Consider the following 17,169-nt stretch of genomic DNA (forward strand, 5'->3'; position numbering starts at 1 on the left):
GTTATCCGGCCGGATCGGCCACTCACTCGCTGCCCTCACCCCACCCCCAACGACTCCCCGAACCCCACCGCCAGCGGCATCCGCAGCCCCAGCGGCGGCGGCGCCGCCAGCGCGTCGGTCACCGGGCGGGCGTACGCGTGGCCGAAGAGCGTGCCGCGTACGAAGTCGGCGGACAGGGCGGTGACTTCGGCGCGGTGCTGGCGGAGTGCGTGGCCGTCCGAGTGGACCTCGAAGCGGCAGGTGTCGCGGTTGGTCTTCTTGGCGCGTTCGGCCAGGCGGAAGGACGAGTCCGGGGCGCAGCGGGTGTCGTTGGTGCCGTGGACCAGCAGGACGGGGCGGCCGACCAGGTGTTTGACCGGTTCGGGGGCGGCGGACGGGGTGCTGGGGAGCCAGGGGGCCAGGGCCAGGACCGCGGTGACCGCCGGGTGGCCGCCCGCGCGGAGGGCCGCTCGGGCGCCCATGCCGTGGCCGGCCAGGCAGAGGGGGACGTCGCCGTAGCGGCGTACGGCCTCGTCCACCGCCCACTCCGCGTCCGCCGCGAGGTGCGCGTCGTCCTCGTTCCAGCCGCGGCAGCGGTACCGCACGACGTGGGCGGTGAGGCCGTCGGCGCGGCCCGCGTGGGCCAGGGCGCGGGCCAGCGGGAGCAGGCGGGCGTGGGAGAGGGCGGAGGGGCGGCGGTGCGAGTGCGGTTCGCCGTCCGGGAGCAGCAGGACCACGCCGCCGACCGTTGTTGCTCCGGCCGCCGCTCCGACGGCCCGTCCCAGCCGTGCCGCGGGCCGGGGGAGTGCGCGCTGTGCCATGGCGTAACAGTGTCAGACGAGTGGGGGTCCGCCACCCCTGTTCGCGGGGTCTGTTACGCAGCGGGGCGCGGGAAGGCTCGACCGTACCGTTATGCAACGGACCAGCCCGCTCTACGCGCGTAGGCGCTACAGTGCCTGGATGATGAGCCCGACCCTCCACGTGCCCGGCCCGGACCAGATCCGGCGCGCCCCCAAGGTCCTTCTGCACGACCACCTCGACGGCGGTCTGCGCCCCGGAACGATCGTCGACCTCGCCGCGGCGGTCGGTTACGACGCGCTTCCCGAGAACGAGCCCGACAAACTCGGCATCTGGTTCCGGGAGGCGGCGGACTCCGGTTCGCTGGAGCGGTATCTGGAGACGTTCGCCCACACCTGCGCGGTCATGCAGACCCGTGACGCGCTGGTCCGGGTCGCCGCCGAGTGCGCGGAGGACCTGGCCGCCGACGGGGTCGTGTACGCCGAGGTGCGGTACGCCCCCGAGCAGCACCTGGAGGCCGGGCTGACCCTCGAAGAGGTGGTCGAGGCCGTCAACGAGGGCTTCCGCGAGGGCGAGCGGCGGGCCCGGCAGGACGGCAACCGCATCCGCGTCGGCGCCCTGCTCACCGCCATGCGGCACGCCGCGCGCTCCCTGGAGATCGCCGAACTCGCCAACCGCTACCGGGACCAGGGCGTCGTCGGCTTCGACATCGCGGGCGCCGAGGCCGGCTTCCCGCCCACCCGGCACCTGGACGCGTTCGAGTACCTGAAGCGCGAGAACAACCACTTCACGATCCACGCGGGCGAGGCGTTCGGGCTGCCGTCGATCTGGCAGGCCATCCAGTGGTGCGGCGCCGACCGGCTCGGGCACGGGGTCCGCATCATCGACGACATCGAGGTCGCGGAGGACGGCTCCGTGAAGCTCGGCCGGCTCGCCTCGTACGTACGGGACAAGCGCATCCCGCTGGAGATGTGCCCGACGTCCAACCTCCAGACCGGCGCCGCGTCCTCGTACGCCGAGCACCCCATCGGGCTGCTCCGCAAGCTGCACTTCCGGGCCACCGTCAATACCGACAACCGGCTGATGAGCGGTACGACCATGAGTCAGGAATTCGAGAAGCTGACCGAAGCTTTCGGATACACGCTCGATGACATGCAGTGGTTCACCGTCAATGGAATGAAGTCGGCGTTCATTCCTTTCGATGAACGTCTGGCGATGATCAATGACGTCATCAAGCCCGGATATGCCGAGCTGAAGTCCGAATGGCTTTTCGAGCAGACCGCCGCGACCAGCGTGTCTTCGTCACTGGCAGGCTGAAACGGGCATACGGGGAACGGCCGGGGAAAGATTTTCCCGGCCGTTTTCCATGGTGTCGCATGTTTGCGGAGCGGGGGCGCGGCTGACTACGTTGCATAGCCGCTCACATCCCCTTCCCCAAGGATGAATGTCATATGAAGCAGTCTGCCGCCAGGACTCTCGGCGTCGCCGCCCTCGGTGCCGCTTTCGCCGCTGCCGCCGCCGGCACCGCGTCCGCCTCCGCGCTGCCGCTGGAGACCGCGACCAGCGTCCTGCCCGTCGCCGGTGCCCTGGCCGACGCCACCTCGACGCTGCCGGTCCAGGACACCGCCGACCAGCTCCTCGGCACCAGCCAGACCAAGCTCCTCGGCGACGCCACCACCCCCGTCAAGGGCCTCCTCGGCGGCATGCCGGCCGGCGGTCTGACCACCAGCGGCCTGTCCGCCAACGGTCTCCCGCTCGGCGGCTGAGCCGAAGCAGGACCACACCGGTGGGCGGGCACCCCGAGCGGGTGCCCGCCCACCGGCATGCGTACGGGAACGGCTACCAGGCGGTCGAGGACGACGACCCCTCCTGGGGCAGCAGCAGCCACAGCGCCAGATAAAGCAGGAACTGCGGGCCCGGCAGCAGGCACGAGACCAGGAAGATGATGCGCATGGTCCTCGCCGACGTGCCGAAACGCCGCGCCAGCGCTGCGCACACTCCGCCGAGCATGCGTCCGTCACGGGGGCGGGCAAGTGCGGCCATGGGAAGCTCCTTCGCGAACCGTTGCGGGGAGCAGTCCGATGTGCTCCCGATACGTCCATGGTCCCGCGACGAACCGGACGAAGCGTCGCTCTACGGGGCCATCCCGACCCCGGAAATCGTCGGGGTCGAACCCTGAGGGGCCTCGTGCCCCCTCCGCGACACCACCCGCGTCCGCGGCGCCCCGCCACCGCGCCGCCGCAGCCGCGCCCGGCACGCGGGCACCACCAGGACATGGGCGAGGGCGACGCCCGCCGTGTTCAGGAACAGCGAGTCCACGTCCACCACCTGACCGGGCACCCCGGTCTGCCCCAGCTCGATGGCCAGCGAGATCAGGGAGCCGGCCGCGACCGTACGGGCCAGCGAGAGCCACGGGGACACGTAAAGACGGCCCCCGGCCATCGGCAGCAGCACGCCCAGTGGTGCCAGGAGCAGCAGCCCGCCGCCGATCCGGCGGAACGCGGCGGCGGGGCCGAGCGACAGATCGGCCCTGATGCCGGCGAAGGGCGAGAGATTGGCGGCGTCCATCCACGGCACGTCCAGCGGACGCAGGGTGAGCCACCCGACGAGCAGCAGATGCGCGAGGAGCAGTGACACCCCGACCGCGCGGAAGCGGATGACGGCCTGGCCGTCCGTACCTTGACGCACGCTGCCCTAGACGCGGGCGGCGGCAGGATCGGTTCCGCCGGACCTGGGGAGACCTGCCTCACGACGGGCCCCGAGGCACCCGATGGCGCCCGGGGCCCCTACGGCAACCCCACCGTGCTCGGCACCGACGTCGGGCTGGCCTTCGTCTCCGCCGTGCACAGATAGCCGCGGGCCGGGTAGTCGCCCGGGCCACCCAGCGTCACCGTGTCGCCGGAGGCCAGGGCCTCGCTGTCCGCGAAGGTGCAGACGACCTGGGCCAGGGCCTCGGCGGGCAGGTCCTCCGGCTGCTCGTTGAGCCGCAGCGCGTCCTTCGCATCGCCCGGACGCGGTCCGAAGACGCGGAGCGTTCCGGGCACATCGGTGGAGAAGCCCGCCTGCCGTTCGTCCGCCGTGGGCTGCCTGCGCAACTCGTCCAGCAGCTCCGTGGCGACCGCCGGCCGGTCCGCGTCGGCCTCCTGCACCTGCACCGCCCGGTCCACCGTCACCAGCTGCGCGGCGCAGACCAGATACACCTGCACGGGGCTGCCCCGCCCGGACTGGGCCGCGGAGTCCCCGGCGGGCACCGCGCACGGCACCCGGGACGGGGCGGCACCGGCGTCCACCGGCACCGAGGTCGTACGGATGCCGCAGCCCGCCGCCAGTACGGCACAGAGTGCGGCACCTGTCAGGGCGGCGGCGGTTCGGTGTCCCCGGCGTTCGCTGCGCCTCACGTCGCGTCGTCCTCCTGGTGGTCCGGTATCGGTGCGTCGTGATCCCCGGCGGCACCGCCCGGCCCCCCGGGATCGCGCGGCAGGCGCAGCACGAAGACCGCGCCGTCGCCGTCGGGGGAGTTGCGGGCGGTGATGTCGCCGTTGTGGATGTGCGCGTTCTCCATGGCGATGGAGAGCCCCAGCCCGCTGCCGTCCGAACGCGGCCGCGAGGCGCTGGCCTTGTAGAACCGGTCGAAGACGTGCGGCAGGACGGCCTCGGGGATGCCGGGGCCGTGGTCCCTGACCTCGATGACCAGCTCCTCGCCCTCGATGCGCACCGAGACCCGTACCGGCGAACCGCCGTGCTTGAGCGCGTTGCCGATCAGATTGGCGAGGATCACGTCGAGCCGGCGCGGATCGAGGCGGACCATCATGCCGCGCTCGGCGTCCAGTTCGACCGCGTCCAGCCAGGCGCGGGCGTCGATGCAGGCGGTCACCTGGTCCGCGACGTCCACGTAGTCCAGGACCAGGCGGGCGGTGCCCGCGTCGAAGCGGGTCACCTCCATCAGGTTCTCCACGAGGTCGTTCAGCCGGCGGGTCTCGCTGACCACCAGGTTCACCGCGGGCGCGATCATCGGGTCGAGGCTGTCGGCCTCGTCCTCCAGCACCTCCGTGACCGCGGTGAGCGCCGTCAGCGGCGTACGCAACTCGTGCGACATGTCCGCGACGAAGCGGCGGCTGGCCTCCTCGCGGGCGCTCATGTCCGCGACCTTCTTCTCCAGCGAGCCCGCGGTCCGGTTGAACGTGCGTGACAGATCGGCCAGTTCATCGGTGCCGGACACCACGAGCCGGGTGTCGAGCTTGCCCTCGCCGAGCTTGCGGGCCGCGTCCCCGAGCCGCTGCACCGGCCGCAGCACGGTCGTCGCCGCCGCCTGCGCGAGCAGCGCCGAGCCGACCAGGGCGAGCGCCGTCGCGATCCCCAGCGACCAGGCGAGCGAGCTGAGGTCCTGCCGCTCCTGGTCGAGCGACTTCAGCATGTAGCCGGTCGGCCCGCCGCCGATGATCTTCGTACCGGCGACGAGATACGGCGTGCCGCGTATCGAGGTGCGCTGCCAGAACAGGTGGTACTCGTACTTGTTGCCCGCCTTCACCGGCTGCTTGCGGTCCACCTGCTCCCGCAACGACAGCGGCACGTTGTCGCGGGTGAAGGTGTCCAGGTCGCTGTTGCCGACGATGGGCTTGCCCGGGTCGCGCTCGTCGATCAGGAGCACGCTGTAGCCGGGGCTGCTGCTCGCCATCTGCACGGCCGCCGTCTGAAGGGCCTCCTTGGAGGGGCGCAGCGGCAGCGAGGCCGCCCGGGACTGCATCTCCTGGCGGAAGTCCCCGAGCGCCGCGTCCTGCGTACGCGTCAGCACGGCCTCGCGGTTGAGCCAGTACGCGATGCCGGAGGCCGACACGGCGGCGGTCAGCGCTACCAGGCCGAAGACGATGACGAGCCGTAGTCGCAGGCTGGTCCAGCGGAGCCCGGCGCTCAGGCCCCGCCGCACAGCCGTGCTCACTGCGGCGAGTCCAGCCGGTAACCCACGCCCCGTACCGTACGGATCAGGGTCGGCGAGGACGGTACGTCCTCCACCTTGGCGCGCAGCCGCTGGACACAGGCGTCGACCAGCCGGGAGTCGCCCAGGTAGTCGTGCTCCCAGACCAGGCGCAGGAGCTGCTGCCGGGACAGGGCCTGGCCGGGCCGGCGGCTCAGTTCGAGCAGCAGGCGCAGCTCGGTCGGCGTGAGCTGAAGGTCCTCGCCGTTCTTGGTGACGGTCATGGCGGAGCGGTCGATCACCACGTTCCCGAACGTCGCGGAGTCGGTCGACTCCCGCTCGCCGCGGCGCAGCACCGCGCGGATACGGGCATCGAGCACCCGGCCCTGCACGGGCTTGACCACGTAGTCGTCGGCGCCGGACTCAAGCCCCACCACGACGTCGATGTCGTCACTGCGGGCGGTCAGCAGGATGATCGGCAGCTGGTCGGTGCGGCGGATGCGGCGGCACACCTCGAAACCATCGATCCCGGGCAGCATCACATCCAGCACGACCAGGTCGGGGCGCTGCTCACGCAGCAGGTTGAGGCCGTCCTCTCCCGTCGCCGCGGTGGCCACACGGTGGCCCTGGCGTGACAGCGAGAGTTCGAGGGCCGTGCGGATGGCGTCGTCGTCCTCGATCAGCAACAGGAAAGGCACTGGGTCATTCTGACCCATGGGGCGCCCCAGTTCGACAGTCGGACCCCCCTGATACGCGCCCCATACGTCCCTCATGCATCCGGAAGCACGGATTCGTGCCGTCGCCGGGCCCTGTGACAGTCCCGTGACAGTCGGCGGACAGCGCCATGAAACTGCCCCGGCAAGCTCGTTGGCACAAGGAACGGACGGACTCCACCGATGGGGGGCGCGAGATGAACGCAACTCACAGCATCAACGCAAGCGCAGTCGTCACGCGTCTCCACGACGTCGGGCGGAGCACCGAGAAGTCCGGCGCCGCAATGAACGGACGGGGGTGCGTTCGTGGCGCCGGGCGTCAGCACACGTCGTTCATGACGGTGGTTGACGCGGGGGGCAACGGGGGAAGCGCGTACGGGGAGGACTCGGGGGAGCGGAAGGCACCGGAGCGGTCCGGGGACGCCGAGGCGGCGTTCACGGCCTACGTCCGGGAGCGCCGCGCCTCCCTGTACGCGACCGCCTACCACCTGACCGGTGACCGGTTCGAGGCCGAGGACCTGCTTCAGAGCGCCCTCTTCTCGACGTACCGGGCCTGGGACCGCATCAGCGACAAGGCCGCCGTCGGCGGCTATCTGCGTCGCACGATGACCAATCTGCACATCAGCGCCTGGCGCAGGCGCAAGCTGAACGAATACCCGACCGAGGAGCTGCCGGAGACGGCGGGCGACACGGACGCGATGCGCGGTACGGAGCTGCGCGCCGTGCTCTGGCAGGCGCTGGCGCGCCTCCCCGAGTTGCAGCGCACGATGCTCGTCCTGCGGTACTACGAGGGTCGTACGGACCCCGAGATCGCGTCGATCCTCGACATCAGTGTCGGCACGGTGAAGTCGAGCATCTGGCGGTCGCTCCGCCGGCTGCGCGAGGACGAGGTCCTCAGCTTCGGCCGTGACGAGGAGGAGTCCTTCGGCGAGCTGGTGGCCTGAAGGCGGGGGGAAAAACGGGGGCGCGCTGCCGCGTCGGGGGACGCGGTGGTGTTGTTACGGGGGAAGCAACGGGGCCCGAGGGATACGGGGGTATCTCGGGGGACAACGGGGATACGGGGAAGCTGCGGGGTCGGACGGGCCGGGGGCCTGTCCGACCCCGCAGCGTTTCCTTTCGAGCCCCTCCGGCGATTGAGGCGCGGGGGCGCTGCCGCGCCGGGGATGCAGTGGTGTTGTGGGCAGGGTGGTGCGGGTGGATGGCATGAGGATGTGAGTTCTGGGATCGAATGGGTGACTTGGTGGGTGGTTGCTCGTTGTGCTGGGTGACGGGCTGGGCCGGTAGGGGGTGCAATGGTGGGCGCGGTGAGGGAGTTGGCGGCGTCGTTCGTGGTGCCGGGGCCCTCCGGGGTGGCGGTGCGGGGCCGTCTCAAGTGCCTCACCGAACAGGACGAGCGGGTGTTGCGGGCAGTTGGCGCGTATCAGGGTGGGCTGGCGTCGCGTGATCTGAAGGCCCGGTGTGCGGCCGGCCTGAATCACAGTGCCGAGTCGTGGGCTGTGCGGAAGCGTGGGTGGACGGGGGTGTCGTCGTCGCGGATCGCTGGGGCGGTCACGAAGGCGTCTCATGATCAGTGGGCGCTGGCCCGGCGGTGCCTGGCCGCGCACATCCGTTCGCTGGAGGCCGGGATCAGGACGTTGCGGCACCGGTTGTTGCTCCCGGTCGGGGTGAAGGGCACCAAGCGTGCGCCGGGCGGTTACCGGTCCAGGGGTGAGTGGTTTCACAAGTCCCGCCGTCTCAAAGCCTTGGAGGACCGGCTCGCTGCCGCTGTTGCGGACTGGCGGTCGGGACGGGTCCGGGTCGTGCGTGGCGGGAGGCGCCTGTTGAACACCCGCCATCATCTGGCCGAGGCCGGGCTGAGCGAGGGTGAGTGGCGTCAGCGGTGGGAGGCGGAGCGGTGGTTTCTGGCGGCGGACGGTGAGTCGGGGAAGCGGTACGGGAACGAAACCATCCGCATCACTCCGGAGGGGCAGGTCAGCATCAAGCTTCCCGCCCCCTTGGCCCACCTGGCCAACACCAAGCACGGCCGCTACACCCTCACTCCCACGGTCGGGTTCGCGCACCGGGGTGTGGAGTGGGCCGACCGTATTGAGGCGAACCGTGCTGTGGCCTATCGCATCCATTACGACACCGGCCGGGGGCGCTGGTATCTGACCGCGTCCTGGCAGAAACCAGTTGTGCAGGCCCTCTCGTTGGAAGCTGCGAGGGCCGGTGGTGTGATCGGGGTGGATACCAACGCCGGCCACTTCGCCGCCTACCGCCTCGACCCCCACGGCAACCCGGTCGGCGACCCCCGCCGCTTTCCGTACGACCTCGGCGGATCGGCAGAGCATCGTGATGCGCAGGTCCGCCACGCTCTCACCCGCCTCCTGCACTGGGCCCGCCGGACCGGTGTCACCGCGATCGCGATCGAGGACCTGGACTTCGGGGCGGAGAAGACGCGGGAGAAGCACGGGCGCAGGAAGCGTTTCCGGCAGCTGATCTCCGGTATGCCCACCGGAAAGCTCAAGGCCCGCCTTGTCTCCATGGCCGCCGAACAGGACCTGGCGATCATCGCGGTCGACCCCGCCTACACCTCACGGTGGGGTGCTCAGCACTGGCAGAAACCGCTGACCACCCCGCACCGGAAGATGTCCCGTCACGATGCCGCCGGTATCGCGATCGGGCGACGCGCCCTCGGACACCCGATCCGGCGTCGGACGACACCGCCCCGTGCACACCAGAGCGATGCGCACGGGCATCGGACCGTCCAGGCCGCACCAGGTGCCCCAGGGCGTGAGGGACCCCGCCCCCACATCCCCGGACCACGGACACGATCCGTGCCACCGGACACGGCGAGAACGCGGGCAACCAGGACACCCAACACCGTTCGGGATGTCCGCAGTGCCAGGGTGTGGGTCCAAGACTCACTCCTGCTCACTGAATAGGAACGGTCCTGTCCGGCCCTGCAGCGGGTTGTCTTCAAGCCTCTCCGGCGATTGACCTCAGCCGGGGAACTTCACCTGGTTGCGCAGGTGGGCCAGCACCTCCTCCACCCGCAGGTCGTGCTGGTCCTTGTCCCGTTCCCAGCGGCACATCACCTCGGCCGTTGCGTCAGCCAGATCGGTCGGCAAGTTGGCCGCGTGGAGGGTGTCCGCGATCTCGCCCATCTCCGGTGCCCAGCGCCAGGCACGAGCAGCCACGCTTGGCAGGTACTCGGGGTCCGACAGGATCGCGGAGACCATGACCTCGGCCTCGGCCGTGAGCTGGTCGCCGACCCCGTGGGCGTCCGCGAGGGCGTGGGCGACGCCGGCGAGGGTGCGGGCGGCCTTCTGATAGCTGGCAAAGGCCATCTTCAGGGCGGACGCGGAGCCGACGGTGTCGCCCGCCCGGCGCACGTGCAAAGCAGTGTCGGTGAACAGCGACTCCACTTGGTCGACGGCTGAGCTGTCCCCTGCGAGGTAGAGACGGGCCGTGCGCTCGTCGCCCGGCGGGGGACCGAAGATCGCGCCGTCGACGACTGCGGAGCCTGGGTGGATGCTCTCAGCGATGCGCTGCATGCGCTGGGGACTGATGGCGTTGGCGTCGACGTACACCCCGCAGAAGTTGTGCGCGGCCACGGTCGCCGCGACATCCTCCGCCGCCTGGGGCGGGCAGATGGAGAGGACGACCGCACTCCGGGACAGTGCCTCCGGGAGAGAGTCGCAGGCCGTGGCTCCGGCCTTCCTCGCACGGCTGTGGGTGGCTCCGCTGCGGCCCTCCGGTACCCACAGCACCTCGTGGCCGGCGGCGACGGCCTGGGCGGCGACGGCGGCGCCCATGAAGCCGGGGTGCAAGAGGGTCACGGTGGTCACGGGCTGCCTCCTGGCGGGAGCTCGGCGATGGTGTGTTCCTGGTGAGCAATGATCGACTCCCGCATACCGACCGCGACAGGGGAGCCCGCTCCAGGGTGCAGGGCAAGCCGACGGCTGAAGTGGCTGATGCGACGGTTGACGCTTTCCGTGCGGCGCCGGGCGCTGGTGTCGAGGACCTCCTGGATCTGCGTTGCGGCACCGTCGAGGTCGCCGCGGCCGAGGCGGGCCATGGCGAGGTCCATACGGGCCAGGGACATCTCACCGAGCCGTCGGCGCTCGGGCGGTGCGGCCTCGAACATCTCCACGGACTCGGCGGCGCGGGCTTCGGCGTCGCTGAGGTGCTGGGGGCCGGCGAGCCAGAGGTGGGTGCTGCTGGCGTAGAAAAGCTGCTTCTCCGGGGGAAAGGCCATCATGCCGCCGGGCAGCTCGTCGGCATCGGTGAGCCGTTCGCGCAGCCGGTCGGCGGTGGCGAGGGCGCCGAGAGCGTCGTCCACCCTGCCCAGCTGGCCGTATGCGCGGGCCTTGATGCTCTCCAGCCGGATATGGGCCGTTCCGGATTCGGGGGTGAAGCCGGTGCCGGACTCGGCGAGGCGTACGGCGTCGGCCGGACGGCCGTCCCAGTACGAGATGAGTGCCTGGAGCCCCCGTACCCAGGCGCGCAGACCGTTGTGACCCGCCAGTTCACTGAAGAGGAAGGCCGTGCGGGCCTGGGTCTCGGCCGCGTCGTAACGGCCCAGGTCGAAGCTGGCGTTGGCCAGCACGCCGCACAGGACGCCCGCACCGACGTACAGGTCGCGGGTGTACTTCGGTGGCTGGCGGCCTTCGAGGAGTTCGAAGGCGCGGTCGCGCAGGGCACGCACCTCGTGAAACAAAGGTCCCACGGGCCGGTTGGGGTACGAGTCGACGATGCGGCGGATGTCGGCTTCCATCTGTTCCAGCGTGTGCGGTCCCACGTTGCTGCTTTCTGCCTGGGCCGCGAACCGTGCCGACTCGTCGGCCGCCACTGTGACCACGTCCTCAAGGCCGTACTCGGACGATTCCATTGAACTGCCCCGGCTCGCCGTGGACGGTGCGGTCTCGGGTTGTGGTCCGGACGGTGCGGGGCCGAGGAGGCGGGCAGCCGGGATACCGGGGAACATGAACTCCAGGACCCGGCGCGCGACGGTCTGAGGAGTGCGGACCTCGCCGTGCGCGTACCGGAAGAACTGCCGCTTCTCGATCGTCGCGGTCGCGATCGAGGGCGGACCCTCCAGCTCGGCCAACTGCCGGGCCGCCTGCTCATAGCGCCTCTTGAAGACCTGGTGGTCCTGCCAGCCGCGCTGGTTGATCAGGGTCTGGAAGAGGGTCTTCCCTGTTGCGTGCACGGCGTCTCCCCGGTGTCGGCGCCCGCTTCGCCACCCACGCTAGACATCAATCAGTGGCCGATGTAGCCAAGTTCGCCGGAAAACGCTGCCGTTCGGCGATTCGACATCGGTTGGGCACGAAAAGGCTGCGTCAGACATCTCCCAGGGTCTCGTTCAGACACGGGCAACGGAGAACACTTCGTCTTCGTCCCGGCGGTTCGTCTTCTTCGCTTCGGAGGCTTCGCCGCCGTGGTCTCGCACGCCTTGGCAGCTCAGGAGGCCCGCTCATGGCAGCCCACCACCAGCTCTGGTTCCCTGTCGTCGGTACCACGCACGCCGTCCGTGAAACGCGCCACCGTCTCATGGCCGCCGTCAGCGCGTGGGACATACGGCTCGGTGAGGAGCGGCTGGGCGGGATCGAGCTGGTGGCAGGCGAGTTGATTACGAACGCGGTGCTACACGCCGGGGTCGGCCCGATCACGGTGAACGTCCGGCTGGACGGCACCGAACTGGTCGTCGCCGTTTACGACACGGAGCCGGCCCTTCCCCGGGCGACCACTGCCGGGCCGGAGGCCGAGTCCGGGCGCGGACTGCTGTTGGTCGCCGAGTACGCCGATCGCTGCGGAACCGAGCCGACGGCGGGCGGCAAGCGCTGCTGGGCCGCGTTCGACCTTTCCTTGTCATCCAACTTTGAGGAGAGTGCCATGACTCCGGCACCGGCTAAGCCCACCCCGTCCACCCGCGCCATCGACCAGTTCACCGGCCCGTGGGAGTTCCTGTCGAACTACTCGGCCGCCGTGGTCCGGCTCGACGGGGTCGAATACCCTACGGTCGAGCACGCCTACCAGGCCGCCAAGACCCTTAACCGTTCCATCCGTACGCGGATTGCCACTGAGCCCGACCCGGGCGAGGCCAAGCGCCTGGGCCGGCGCCACGCCGACCGCCCCGACTGGGAGGAGGCGAAGGTGGCCGTGATGCGCTCGTTGGTCGAGCAGAAGTTCCAGGACCCGGAGCTGCGCGAGAGGCTACTCGCGACGGGCACGGCTGAGCTGGTGGAGGGCAACGACTGGGGCGACGAGTTCTGGGGTGTGTGCGCCGGGCACGGTCAGAACACGATGGGGCTGATTCTTATGGCCTTACGCGAGCAGGCCCGGCGGGAGACCTCGGAGTCCCACGAGGCGTGCGCCGCGCGGACGACCGACCTTTCCGGCACTCTCGGCTGCGCCGCCCAGGCCCGTATCCCCACCGCCCATGGCATGTTCACCGCCTGGGGATACCGCAATGTGCTGGAGGGCGGAGAACACCTGGCCCTCACCCTCGGCCGAGTCCGGGACGCCGAGCGGGTGCTCGTACGGGTGCACTCGGAGTGTCTGACCGGCGAGGCACTCGGCTCACTGCGGTGCGACTGCGGGCCGCAGCTGGACGCGGCCATGGCTGCGGTGGCCGCCGAGGGCGTCGGGGTGATCCTCTACCTGCGCGGACACGAGGGCCGGGGGATCGGGCTGCTGGCGAAGCTGCGGGCTTACGCGCTCCAGGACGCAGGGTTCGATACGGTCGACGCCAACGCCTCGATGGGGCTGCCGGAGGATGCCCGTGACTACCGGGTCGCCGCCCGGGTTCTGGCGGATCTCGGTGTGCGGTCGGTGCGGCTGCTGTCCAACAACCCGGACAAGGTCGAGGCCCTCACCGCACTCGGCGTCGATGTGGCCGAGCGGTTGCCATTGCTGGTGGACGCCAACATCCACAGCCTGGAGTACCTGCGCACGAAGCGGGACCGGATGGGTCACGACCTGCCGGGACTGCCCGAGGCGACGGATCTGGTCGGCGCGGAGTTCGCGTCGTGACCGCGCCCCAGGACTTCCGCCTGACGAGCGGATCTGGCGAAGTGGCCCCGCTGTGGGCGCGGTGCGGGCATGCCCCGCTCGAAGTACTGGTCGAGGTCCCGATGCCGTCGGCCACGGTCCGCCTCGCCGCGCCAGGACGGCCGAGTTGGATCGGCCGGGGCGAAACCTGGAGGCACGCGCCGGCCCGGCACGCGTTGGCCCTCCTCGCCGACACGAACCAGGCCGCAGGACCCGTCCGTTTGCTTCTGGCCGAGCGTGGTCGTCGACGCGTCCTCGCGATCCTGGGCGAGGCCGACGTCTCACATCCCTGGGTGGTCACCGGGTGGCTCGGCTGGCCCGACACCAAGCCCATCGGCAGCCAAGGGCTTCGGACCCGAGAAGCGCTTGCGGCCCGCAGCAACGACTACTGGACGCTAGACCTGGCCGCCCGTGCAATCGGATTCGGCCCCACGGACGTGGCTCATGCCCCGCCGTTGCCTTGGTGGGCGGGCATCAGCGTGGTGATCCCGGCCCGTGGAGTCCACGACGTCCTACCAGGCGTACTGCACGCGCTTGCCGACGCCGCTGCCCGCCTCCCGGCTGGCACCCCGTGGGAGGCGATCGTTGTCGACGACGCCAGCGACCCGCTGCTCAGCCTTCCGCCTGGGCTGCCCCGCCAGATCCGTCTGGTCCGCTCCGACACTCAGCTCCACTGTGGCGGCGCCCGCAACCACGGCATGGCCCGCAGCCGCTACGGCCTGGTCCTCTTCTGCGACGCGGACACTCACCTCGCGCCCGACTACCTGACCGAGCACGTCGCCCGCCACCTGCTCGCCCCGAACCTGATCACCGTCTCGCTGCGTGACCACATCCCCGCCCATCTACCTGTCCCGGCTCAGGCTCCCGACGGCAGCCGGGACTCCCGCGTCTCCGCGCACTACAAGCCGGGGCGTCTCGGCCTGGTCCCCGTGCCTGAGCCGGTCACCGTCCACCCGATCCGGCAGACGCGCGGCTTCCGGGACTTCGGTAACGGCCGACGCCTCGGCCCTGTGGACCTGCCCTTCATGGTCAAGGGCAACAACCTGGCCCTGCCCGCCGCGACCGCCCGCTCCATCGGCTTCCCGCCCGACTTCACCGGCTGGGGACCGGAGGACGTGTGCTTCGCCGCCAAGGCCATCGCCCGAGGCTCGTACGTCGTACCGGTGTTGTCCACCGGGGTGTTCCACCGCGAGCATCCGCCCCGCTCGGGCAGCGCCGCACGCCGAGACGCCGAACTCGCAGCCAATCTCAACCGCTACGCCCACCACCTGGACGGACGCGCCGCGCTGCCCTGGCAGGTGCCGAATCCGGTCGGGGTGCGCCGATGACCTTCGACGTTACGGACGCCTGGCACCCCACGGTCAACCCGTCCGCCCGTATGCCCGTTCACCACCACCGCCACCTCGCGGTCCTCGGCCACGGCGACGGACTCCTCAACGAGTTCCCGCGCCATCGCGGCGGCACCACCATCCGCCTCCCGCGCGTCCGGGACGGACGCCTCCATGTCATGGAGCTGGGCGGCGACAGCGTCTTCGCCCCGTGGTGGCTCCCGGCCCCCGAGCCCGACGCCGTACGGCACATCACCCAGGTGTACGAGACGGCCCTGCGACATCCGGAGCCGACGAAAGCGGAGCGCCGGGTACTCGCCGTCCTACGAGACGACTTCGCAGCACGGTGCGCGGAAGGCAGCAACGGCCTCACGATCGGCGAGGCGCTGTGGCAGGCCACCGACGCCCTCCACCGCAGACTCACCCCGTCCCTGCCTCGCCTGACCCTCACCAGCATCACCCGCTCCGACGCACGGCACACGCTGGCTCGGGCGCTCGGCCGCGTACCCGGCGGTCTGCTCACTGCCCTCGTGCGTTGGGCCGAGCAGGAGCACCGGCCGATGTGGCCACTGCTCGCCGTGGCTACCAGCCCCGAGGGCGTGCCGCTGCGCGTTCGTCTCCATGCCGTGGGCGGTCGCTTCGACCTCTCGCCGCTGCCGACGACCAGCGGCGCCCATCCCACGGGACGCCCCGTCCCGCTCGGCGAGGACGAACTGATCAACCTCCTCGATGCCGGCCGACTGGTCCCAAGCTCCCGCCTGACCGCGCTCGCGGAAGTGTCCCTGCACCTTGTCGGCACCCCCGTGCGCCACTTCGGTAACACATACGGCGCCTTCGACATCGCGAGCACTCTGCTCGCTGCTCCGGAGGCGGCGGCCATTTCCTGCTGCCCGGACGACGAGGACTCCTGGCACTACGCCGACCTGCCGCACGGCGACGACCACCGCTACCCGCTCCACCTCGTTGAGCTGGCCGCCTGTACAGCCGAGGGCCACGCCGCCGCCGAAGTGCTCATCAAGGCTTCGCTGGCCAAAGGTTCCCCCATCCACCTGGAGCTGAAGGGAGGAGACCTGGATGAGACCGTACGCGCTGGAGGGGCTGGACTGCTCCGGTAAGAAGACGATCGCCGCCCTGGTCCAAGAACACTTGCGCGAGCAGGGGCTGGACACGCGGATCGTGATCGGCCCCGTCCTCGGAGGCAGCCTCGGCCGCCTCGACGCTCGGCTCGCCAACATCACCACCGCCGTCCCCAGGGGCACCCCGACCGATCTGCTTCGCCGCGGGCTGTACGTGGCCGAGCCCGCGCTCGACGGGCTCCTGGTCCGCCCCGGGCCGGTCCGGGCTCTGAAGGTCAGCACCCACTTTCGTGCCTGGGCCCGCGCCGCAGTCGAGAACGACCGGTGGATGGCCGCCGGCTACCGCTGCACCCGTGCCGTCCACCTCCGGTACGCGGGAGCCACCCTCCTCCATACCGACTTCGGTACTCGCCTGGCCCGGCACCGGGCCGATGTTGCCGCCGGCCGCACTACCAAGGTCGAGCGCCGCCGCTTCTTCGGACCGGACCCCGCGGCCTTCGCCGCCTGGCACGCCGCTCTCGACCGCCTCATGTCTGCGCAGGTTCCGCACCTGCTGCGGCTGGACAGCACTGGCGCGGACCCCCACGAACTCGCCGCGAAGATCGCTTCGCACGCGGCCTCGTGTTGGGAGGCCCGCCGGTGAGGTCAGCCGCGCGGCAGGCCGGCCAGGTAGGTAGCATCCGGCCCGTCGCACACATGGACCAGGTTCCGCAGCAAGTACTCGCCGGGCTTGCGGTCCAGGAGCATGTGCCGGACGTACGTCTTCCACCACTGAAGCACGCACGGGTCCTGCCGTCCGGACAGCAGCCACACTTCCACGGGATCGGAGGCGAGGTAGCCCACGAGATCGGCGCGAACCCGCTCGAATTCCACCGTGGTGGTGGCCCCGCCGTACACCGCCTCGACTCCGGCCTCGCCCAGCACGACTCGCCGCTCGGCCTCCACTTCGAACCCCAGCAGGCGAACGGCCCGCCGTACGACGCCACGGGTCTGCTCTGGGCCGTCCGCCAGCAACCGCCCTGCCTGCCGGAGCCGTTCGGCTACAGCATCGGGAGCCACCGCTGCGCCCCTGAACGCGTCCTCGGTCTGTGCTCGTTCAGCAATCTGGGTGGCAGCCCGCCGTGCGCTCGAACGCCACGGCTCGACCAGGCCCTCCGGGCCCTCACCAGCACACTGGGCCGCCAGAGCCGCGTAGAAACCAGCAGCACGGTGACCGCGCACCGTGCTGTGCGGGCCGTCGAGTGCGTCAGGCTTGCAGAACACCACAGGCATGCCCAGGACTTCACACCGAACTCCACTGCCGGGCAAGCCGTTTCCGAGAACTCGCA

Annotated in this window: 17 protein-coding genes; 8 read left to right on the plus strand and 9 right to left on the minus strand. The window is 70.7% G+C overall.

Annotated features, from left to right (window positions below; translation table 11 throughout):
• Window positions 1-35 precede the first annotated feature (35 nt).
• Window positions 36-716, minus strand: coding sequence for a prolyl oligopeptidase family serine peptidase (locus OG338_RS19140; RefSeq protein ID WP_405940466.1), 681 nt, complete (start codon window positions 714-716; stop codon window positions 36-38).
• Between the two features lie 223 nt (window positions 717-939).
• On the opposite strand from OG338_RS19140, the gene OG338_RS19145 reads away from it, so the two are divergent.
• Window positions 940-2,094, plus strand: coding sequence for an adenosine deaminase (locus OG338_RS19145; RefSeq protein ID WP_405938474.1), 1,155 nt, complete (start codon window positions 940-942; stop codon window positions 2,092-2,094).
• A gap of 134 nt (window positions 2,095-2,228) precedes the next feature.
• Complete coding sequence (locus tag OG338_RS19150) at window positions 2,229-2,543, plus strand: hypothetical protein (protein ID WP_405938475.1); 315 nt, start codon at window positions 2,229-2,231, stop codon at window positions 2,541-2,543.
• Between the two features lie 73 nt (window positions 2,544-2,616).
• On the opposite strand, the gene OG338_RS19155 is transcribed toward OG338_RS19150, so the two are convergent.
• The 5 genes from OG338_RS19155 to afsQ1 form a co-directional block, all read right to left on the minus strand.
• Window positions 2,617-2,820, minus strand: coding sequence for a PspC domain-containing protein (locus OG338_RS19155; protein WP_073964298.1), 204 nt, complete (start codon window positions 2,818-2,820; stop codon window positions 2,617-2,619).
• A 90-nt stretch (window positions 2,821-2,910) separates the two neighbouring features.
• Window positions 2,911-3,465 (minus strand): VanZ family protein, encoded by a 555-nt coding sequence (locus OG338_RS19160; protein ID WP_405938476.1) that lies wholly within the window; start codon window positions 3,463-3,465, stop codon window positions 2,911-2,913.
• 98 nt (window positions 3,466-3,563) lie between these two features.
• Window positions 3,564-4,175, minus strand: coding sequence for a hypothetical protein (locus OG338_RS19165; protein WP_405938477.1), 612 nt, complete (start codon window positions 4,173-4,175; stop codon window positions 3,564-3,566).
• Window positions 4,172-5,713, minus strand: coding sequence for an ATP-binding protein (locus tag OG338_RS19170; RefSeq protein WP_405938478.1), 1,542 nt, complete (start codon window positions 5,711-5,713; stop codon window positions 4,172-4,174). The genes OG338_RS19165 and OG338_RS19170 overlap by 4 nt, the downstream gene beginning before the upstream one ends.
• Window positions 5,710-6,387 (minus strand): two-component system response regulator AfsQ1, encoded by a 678-nt coding sequence (afsQ1, locus tag OG338_RS19175; protein ID WP_026171255.1) that lies wholly within the window; start codon window positions 6,385-6,387, stop codon window positions 5,710-5,712. The genes OG338_RS19170 and afsQ1 overlap by 4 nt, the downstream gene beginning before the upstream one ends.
• A 212-nt stretch (window positions 6,388-6,599) precedes the next feature.
• Between afsQ1 and OG338_RS19180 the strand changes: the two genes are divergently transcribed.
• Together OG338_RS19180 and OG338_RS19185 are read left to right on the plus strand one after the other, a co-directional pair.
• Window positions 6,600-7,346 (plus strand): SigE family RNA polymerase sigma factor, encoded by a 747-nt coding sequence (locus OG338_RS19180; protein ID WP_405938479.1) that lies wholly within the window; start codon window positions 6,600-6,602, stop codon window positions 7,344-7,346.
• Window positions 7,347-7,694: 348 nt separating this feature from the next.
• The gene (locus OG338_RS19185) at window positions 7,695-9,326 is read left to right on the plus strand and encodes an IS200/IS605 family accessory protein TnpB-related protein (protein ID WP_405938480.1); all 1,632 of its coding nucleotides are present in this window, start codon (window positions 7,695-7,697) and stop codon (window positions 9,324-9,326) included.
• Window positions 9,327-9,383: 57 nt separating this feature from the next.
• On the opposite strand, the gene OG338_RS19190 is transcribed toward OG338_RS19185, so the two are convergent.
• On the minus strand, window positions 9,384-10,232 hold the full coding sequence (locus tag OG338_RS19190; RefSeq protein ID WP_405938481.1) for a DUF1932 domain-containing protein: 849 nt from the start codon (window positions 10,230-10,232) through the stop codon (window positions 9,384-9,386).
• Window positions 10,229-11,596: a hypothetical protein gene (locus OG338_RS19195; protein ID WP_405938482.1), complete on the minus strand. Its 1,368-nt coding sequence runs from the start codon at window positions 11,594-11,596 to the stop codon at window positions 10,229-10,231. The genes OG338_RS19190 and OG338_RS19195 overlap by 4 nt, the downstream gene beginning before the upstream one ends.
• 266 nt (window positions 11,597-11,862) lie before the next feature.
• Here OG338_RS19195 and ribA point away from each other — a divergent pair, with 266 nt between their 5' ends.
• The 4 genes from ribA to OG338_RS19215 are packed head-to-tail and all read left to right on the plus strand — an operon-like array spanning window position 11,863 to window position 16,484.
• On the plus strand, window positions 11,863-13,419 hold the full coding sequence (gene ribA, locus OG338_RS19200) for a GTP cyclohydrolase II (protein WP_405938483.1): 1,557 nt from the start codon (window positions 11,863-11,865) through the stop codon (window positions 13,417-13,419).
• Window positions 13,416-14,765 carry a glycosyltransferase gene (locus OG338_RS19205; protein WP_405938484.1) on the plus strand — a complete coding sequence of 450 codons (1,350 nt, stop codon included), beginning with the start codon at window positions 13,416-13,418 and terminating at the stop codon, window positions 14,763-14,765. The genes ribA and OG338_RS19205 overlap by 4 nt, the downstream gene beginning before the upstream one ends.
• Window positions 14,762-15,880, plus strand: coding sequence for a hypothetical protein (locus tag OG338_RS19210; protein WP_405938485.1), 1,119 nt, complete (start codon window positions 14,762-14,764; stop codon window positions 15,878-15,880). Before OG338_RS19205 ends, OG338_RS19210 begins: the two co-directional genes overlap by 4 nt.
• A complete protein-coding gene (locus OG338_RS19215) occupies window positions 15,840-16,484 on the plus strand; it encodes a hypothetical protein (RefSeq protein ID WP_405938486.1) in 645 nt (214 codons plus the stop codon). Before OG338_RS19210 ends, OG338_RS19215 begins: the two co-directional genes overlap by 41 nt.
• Before the next feature lie 2 nt (window positions 16,485-16,486).
• Here OG338_RS19215 and OG338_RS19220 read toward each other — a convergent pair whose 3' ends face one another.
• Complete coding sequence (locus tag OG338_RS19220; RefSeq protein ID WP_405938487.1) at window positions 16,487-17,113, minus strand: hypothetical protein; 627 nt, start codon at window positions 17,111-17,113, stop codon at window positions 16,487-16,489.
• Window positions 17,114-17,169: the final 56 nt, after the last annotated feature.

Source organism: Streptomyces sp. NBC_00726, assembly GCF_045161735.1.
In the GTDB taxonomy this organism is placed as follows: domain Bacteria; phylum Actinomycetota; class Actinomycetes; order Streptomycetales; family Streptomycetaceae; genus Streptomyces.

Excerpts from the sequence above, each read along its gene's own strand:
- OG338_RS19180 (WP_405938479.1), top strand. The coding sequence starts at position 6,600 with ATGAACGCAACTCACAGCATCAACGCAAGCGCAGTCGTCACGCGTCTC.
- OG338_RS19220 (WP_405938487.1), bottom strand. The coding sequence starts at position 17,113 with ATGCCTGTGGTGTTCTGCAAGCCTGACGCACTCGACGGCCCGCACAGC.
- OG338_RS19215 (WP_405938486.1), top strand. The coding sequence starts at position 15,840 with ATGAGACCGTACGCGCTGGAGGGGCTGGACTGCTCCGGTAAGAAGACG.
- OG338_RS19185 (WP_405938480.1), top strand. The coding sequence starts at position 7,695 with ATGGTGGGCGCGGTGAGGGAGTTGGCGGCGTCGTTCGTGGTGCCGGGG.
- OG338_RS19145 (WP_405938474.1), top strand. The coding sequence starts at position 940 with ATGATGAGCCCGACCCTCCACGTGCCCGGCCCGGACCAGATCCGGCGC.
- ribA (WP_405938483.1), top strand. The coding sequence starts at position 11,863 with ATGGCAGCCCACCACCAGCTCTGGTTCCCTGTCGTCGGTACCACGCAC.
- OG338_RS19210 (WP_405938485.1), top strand. The coding sequence starts at position 14,762 with ATGACCTTCGACGTTACGGACGCCTGGCACCCCACGGTCAACCCGTCC.
- OG338_RS19155 (WP_073964298.1), bottom strand. The coding sequence starts at position 2,820 with ATGGCCGCACTTGCCCGCCCCCGTGACGGACGCATGCTCGGCGGAGTG.
- OG338_RS19150 (WP_405938475.1), top strand. The coding sequence starts at position 2,229 with ATGAAGCAGTCTGCCGCCAGGACTCTCGGCGTCGCCGCCCTCGGTGCC.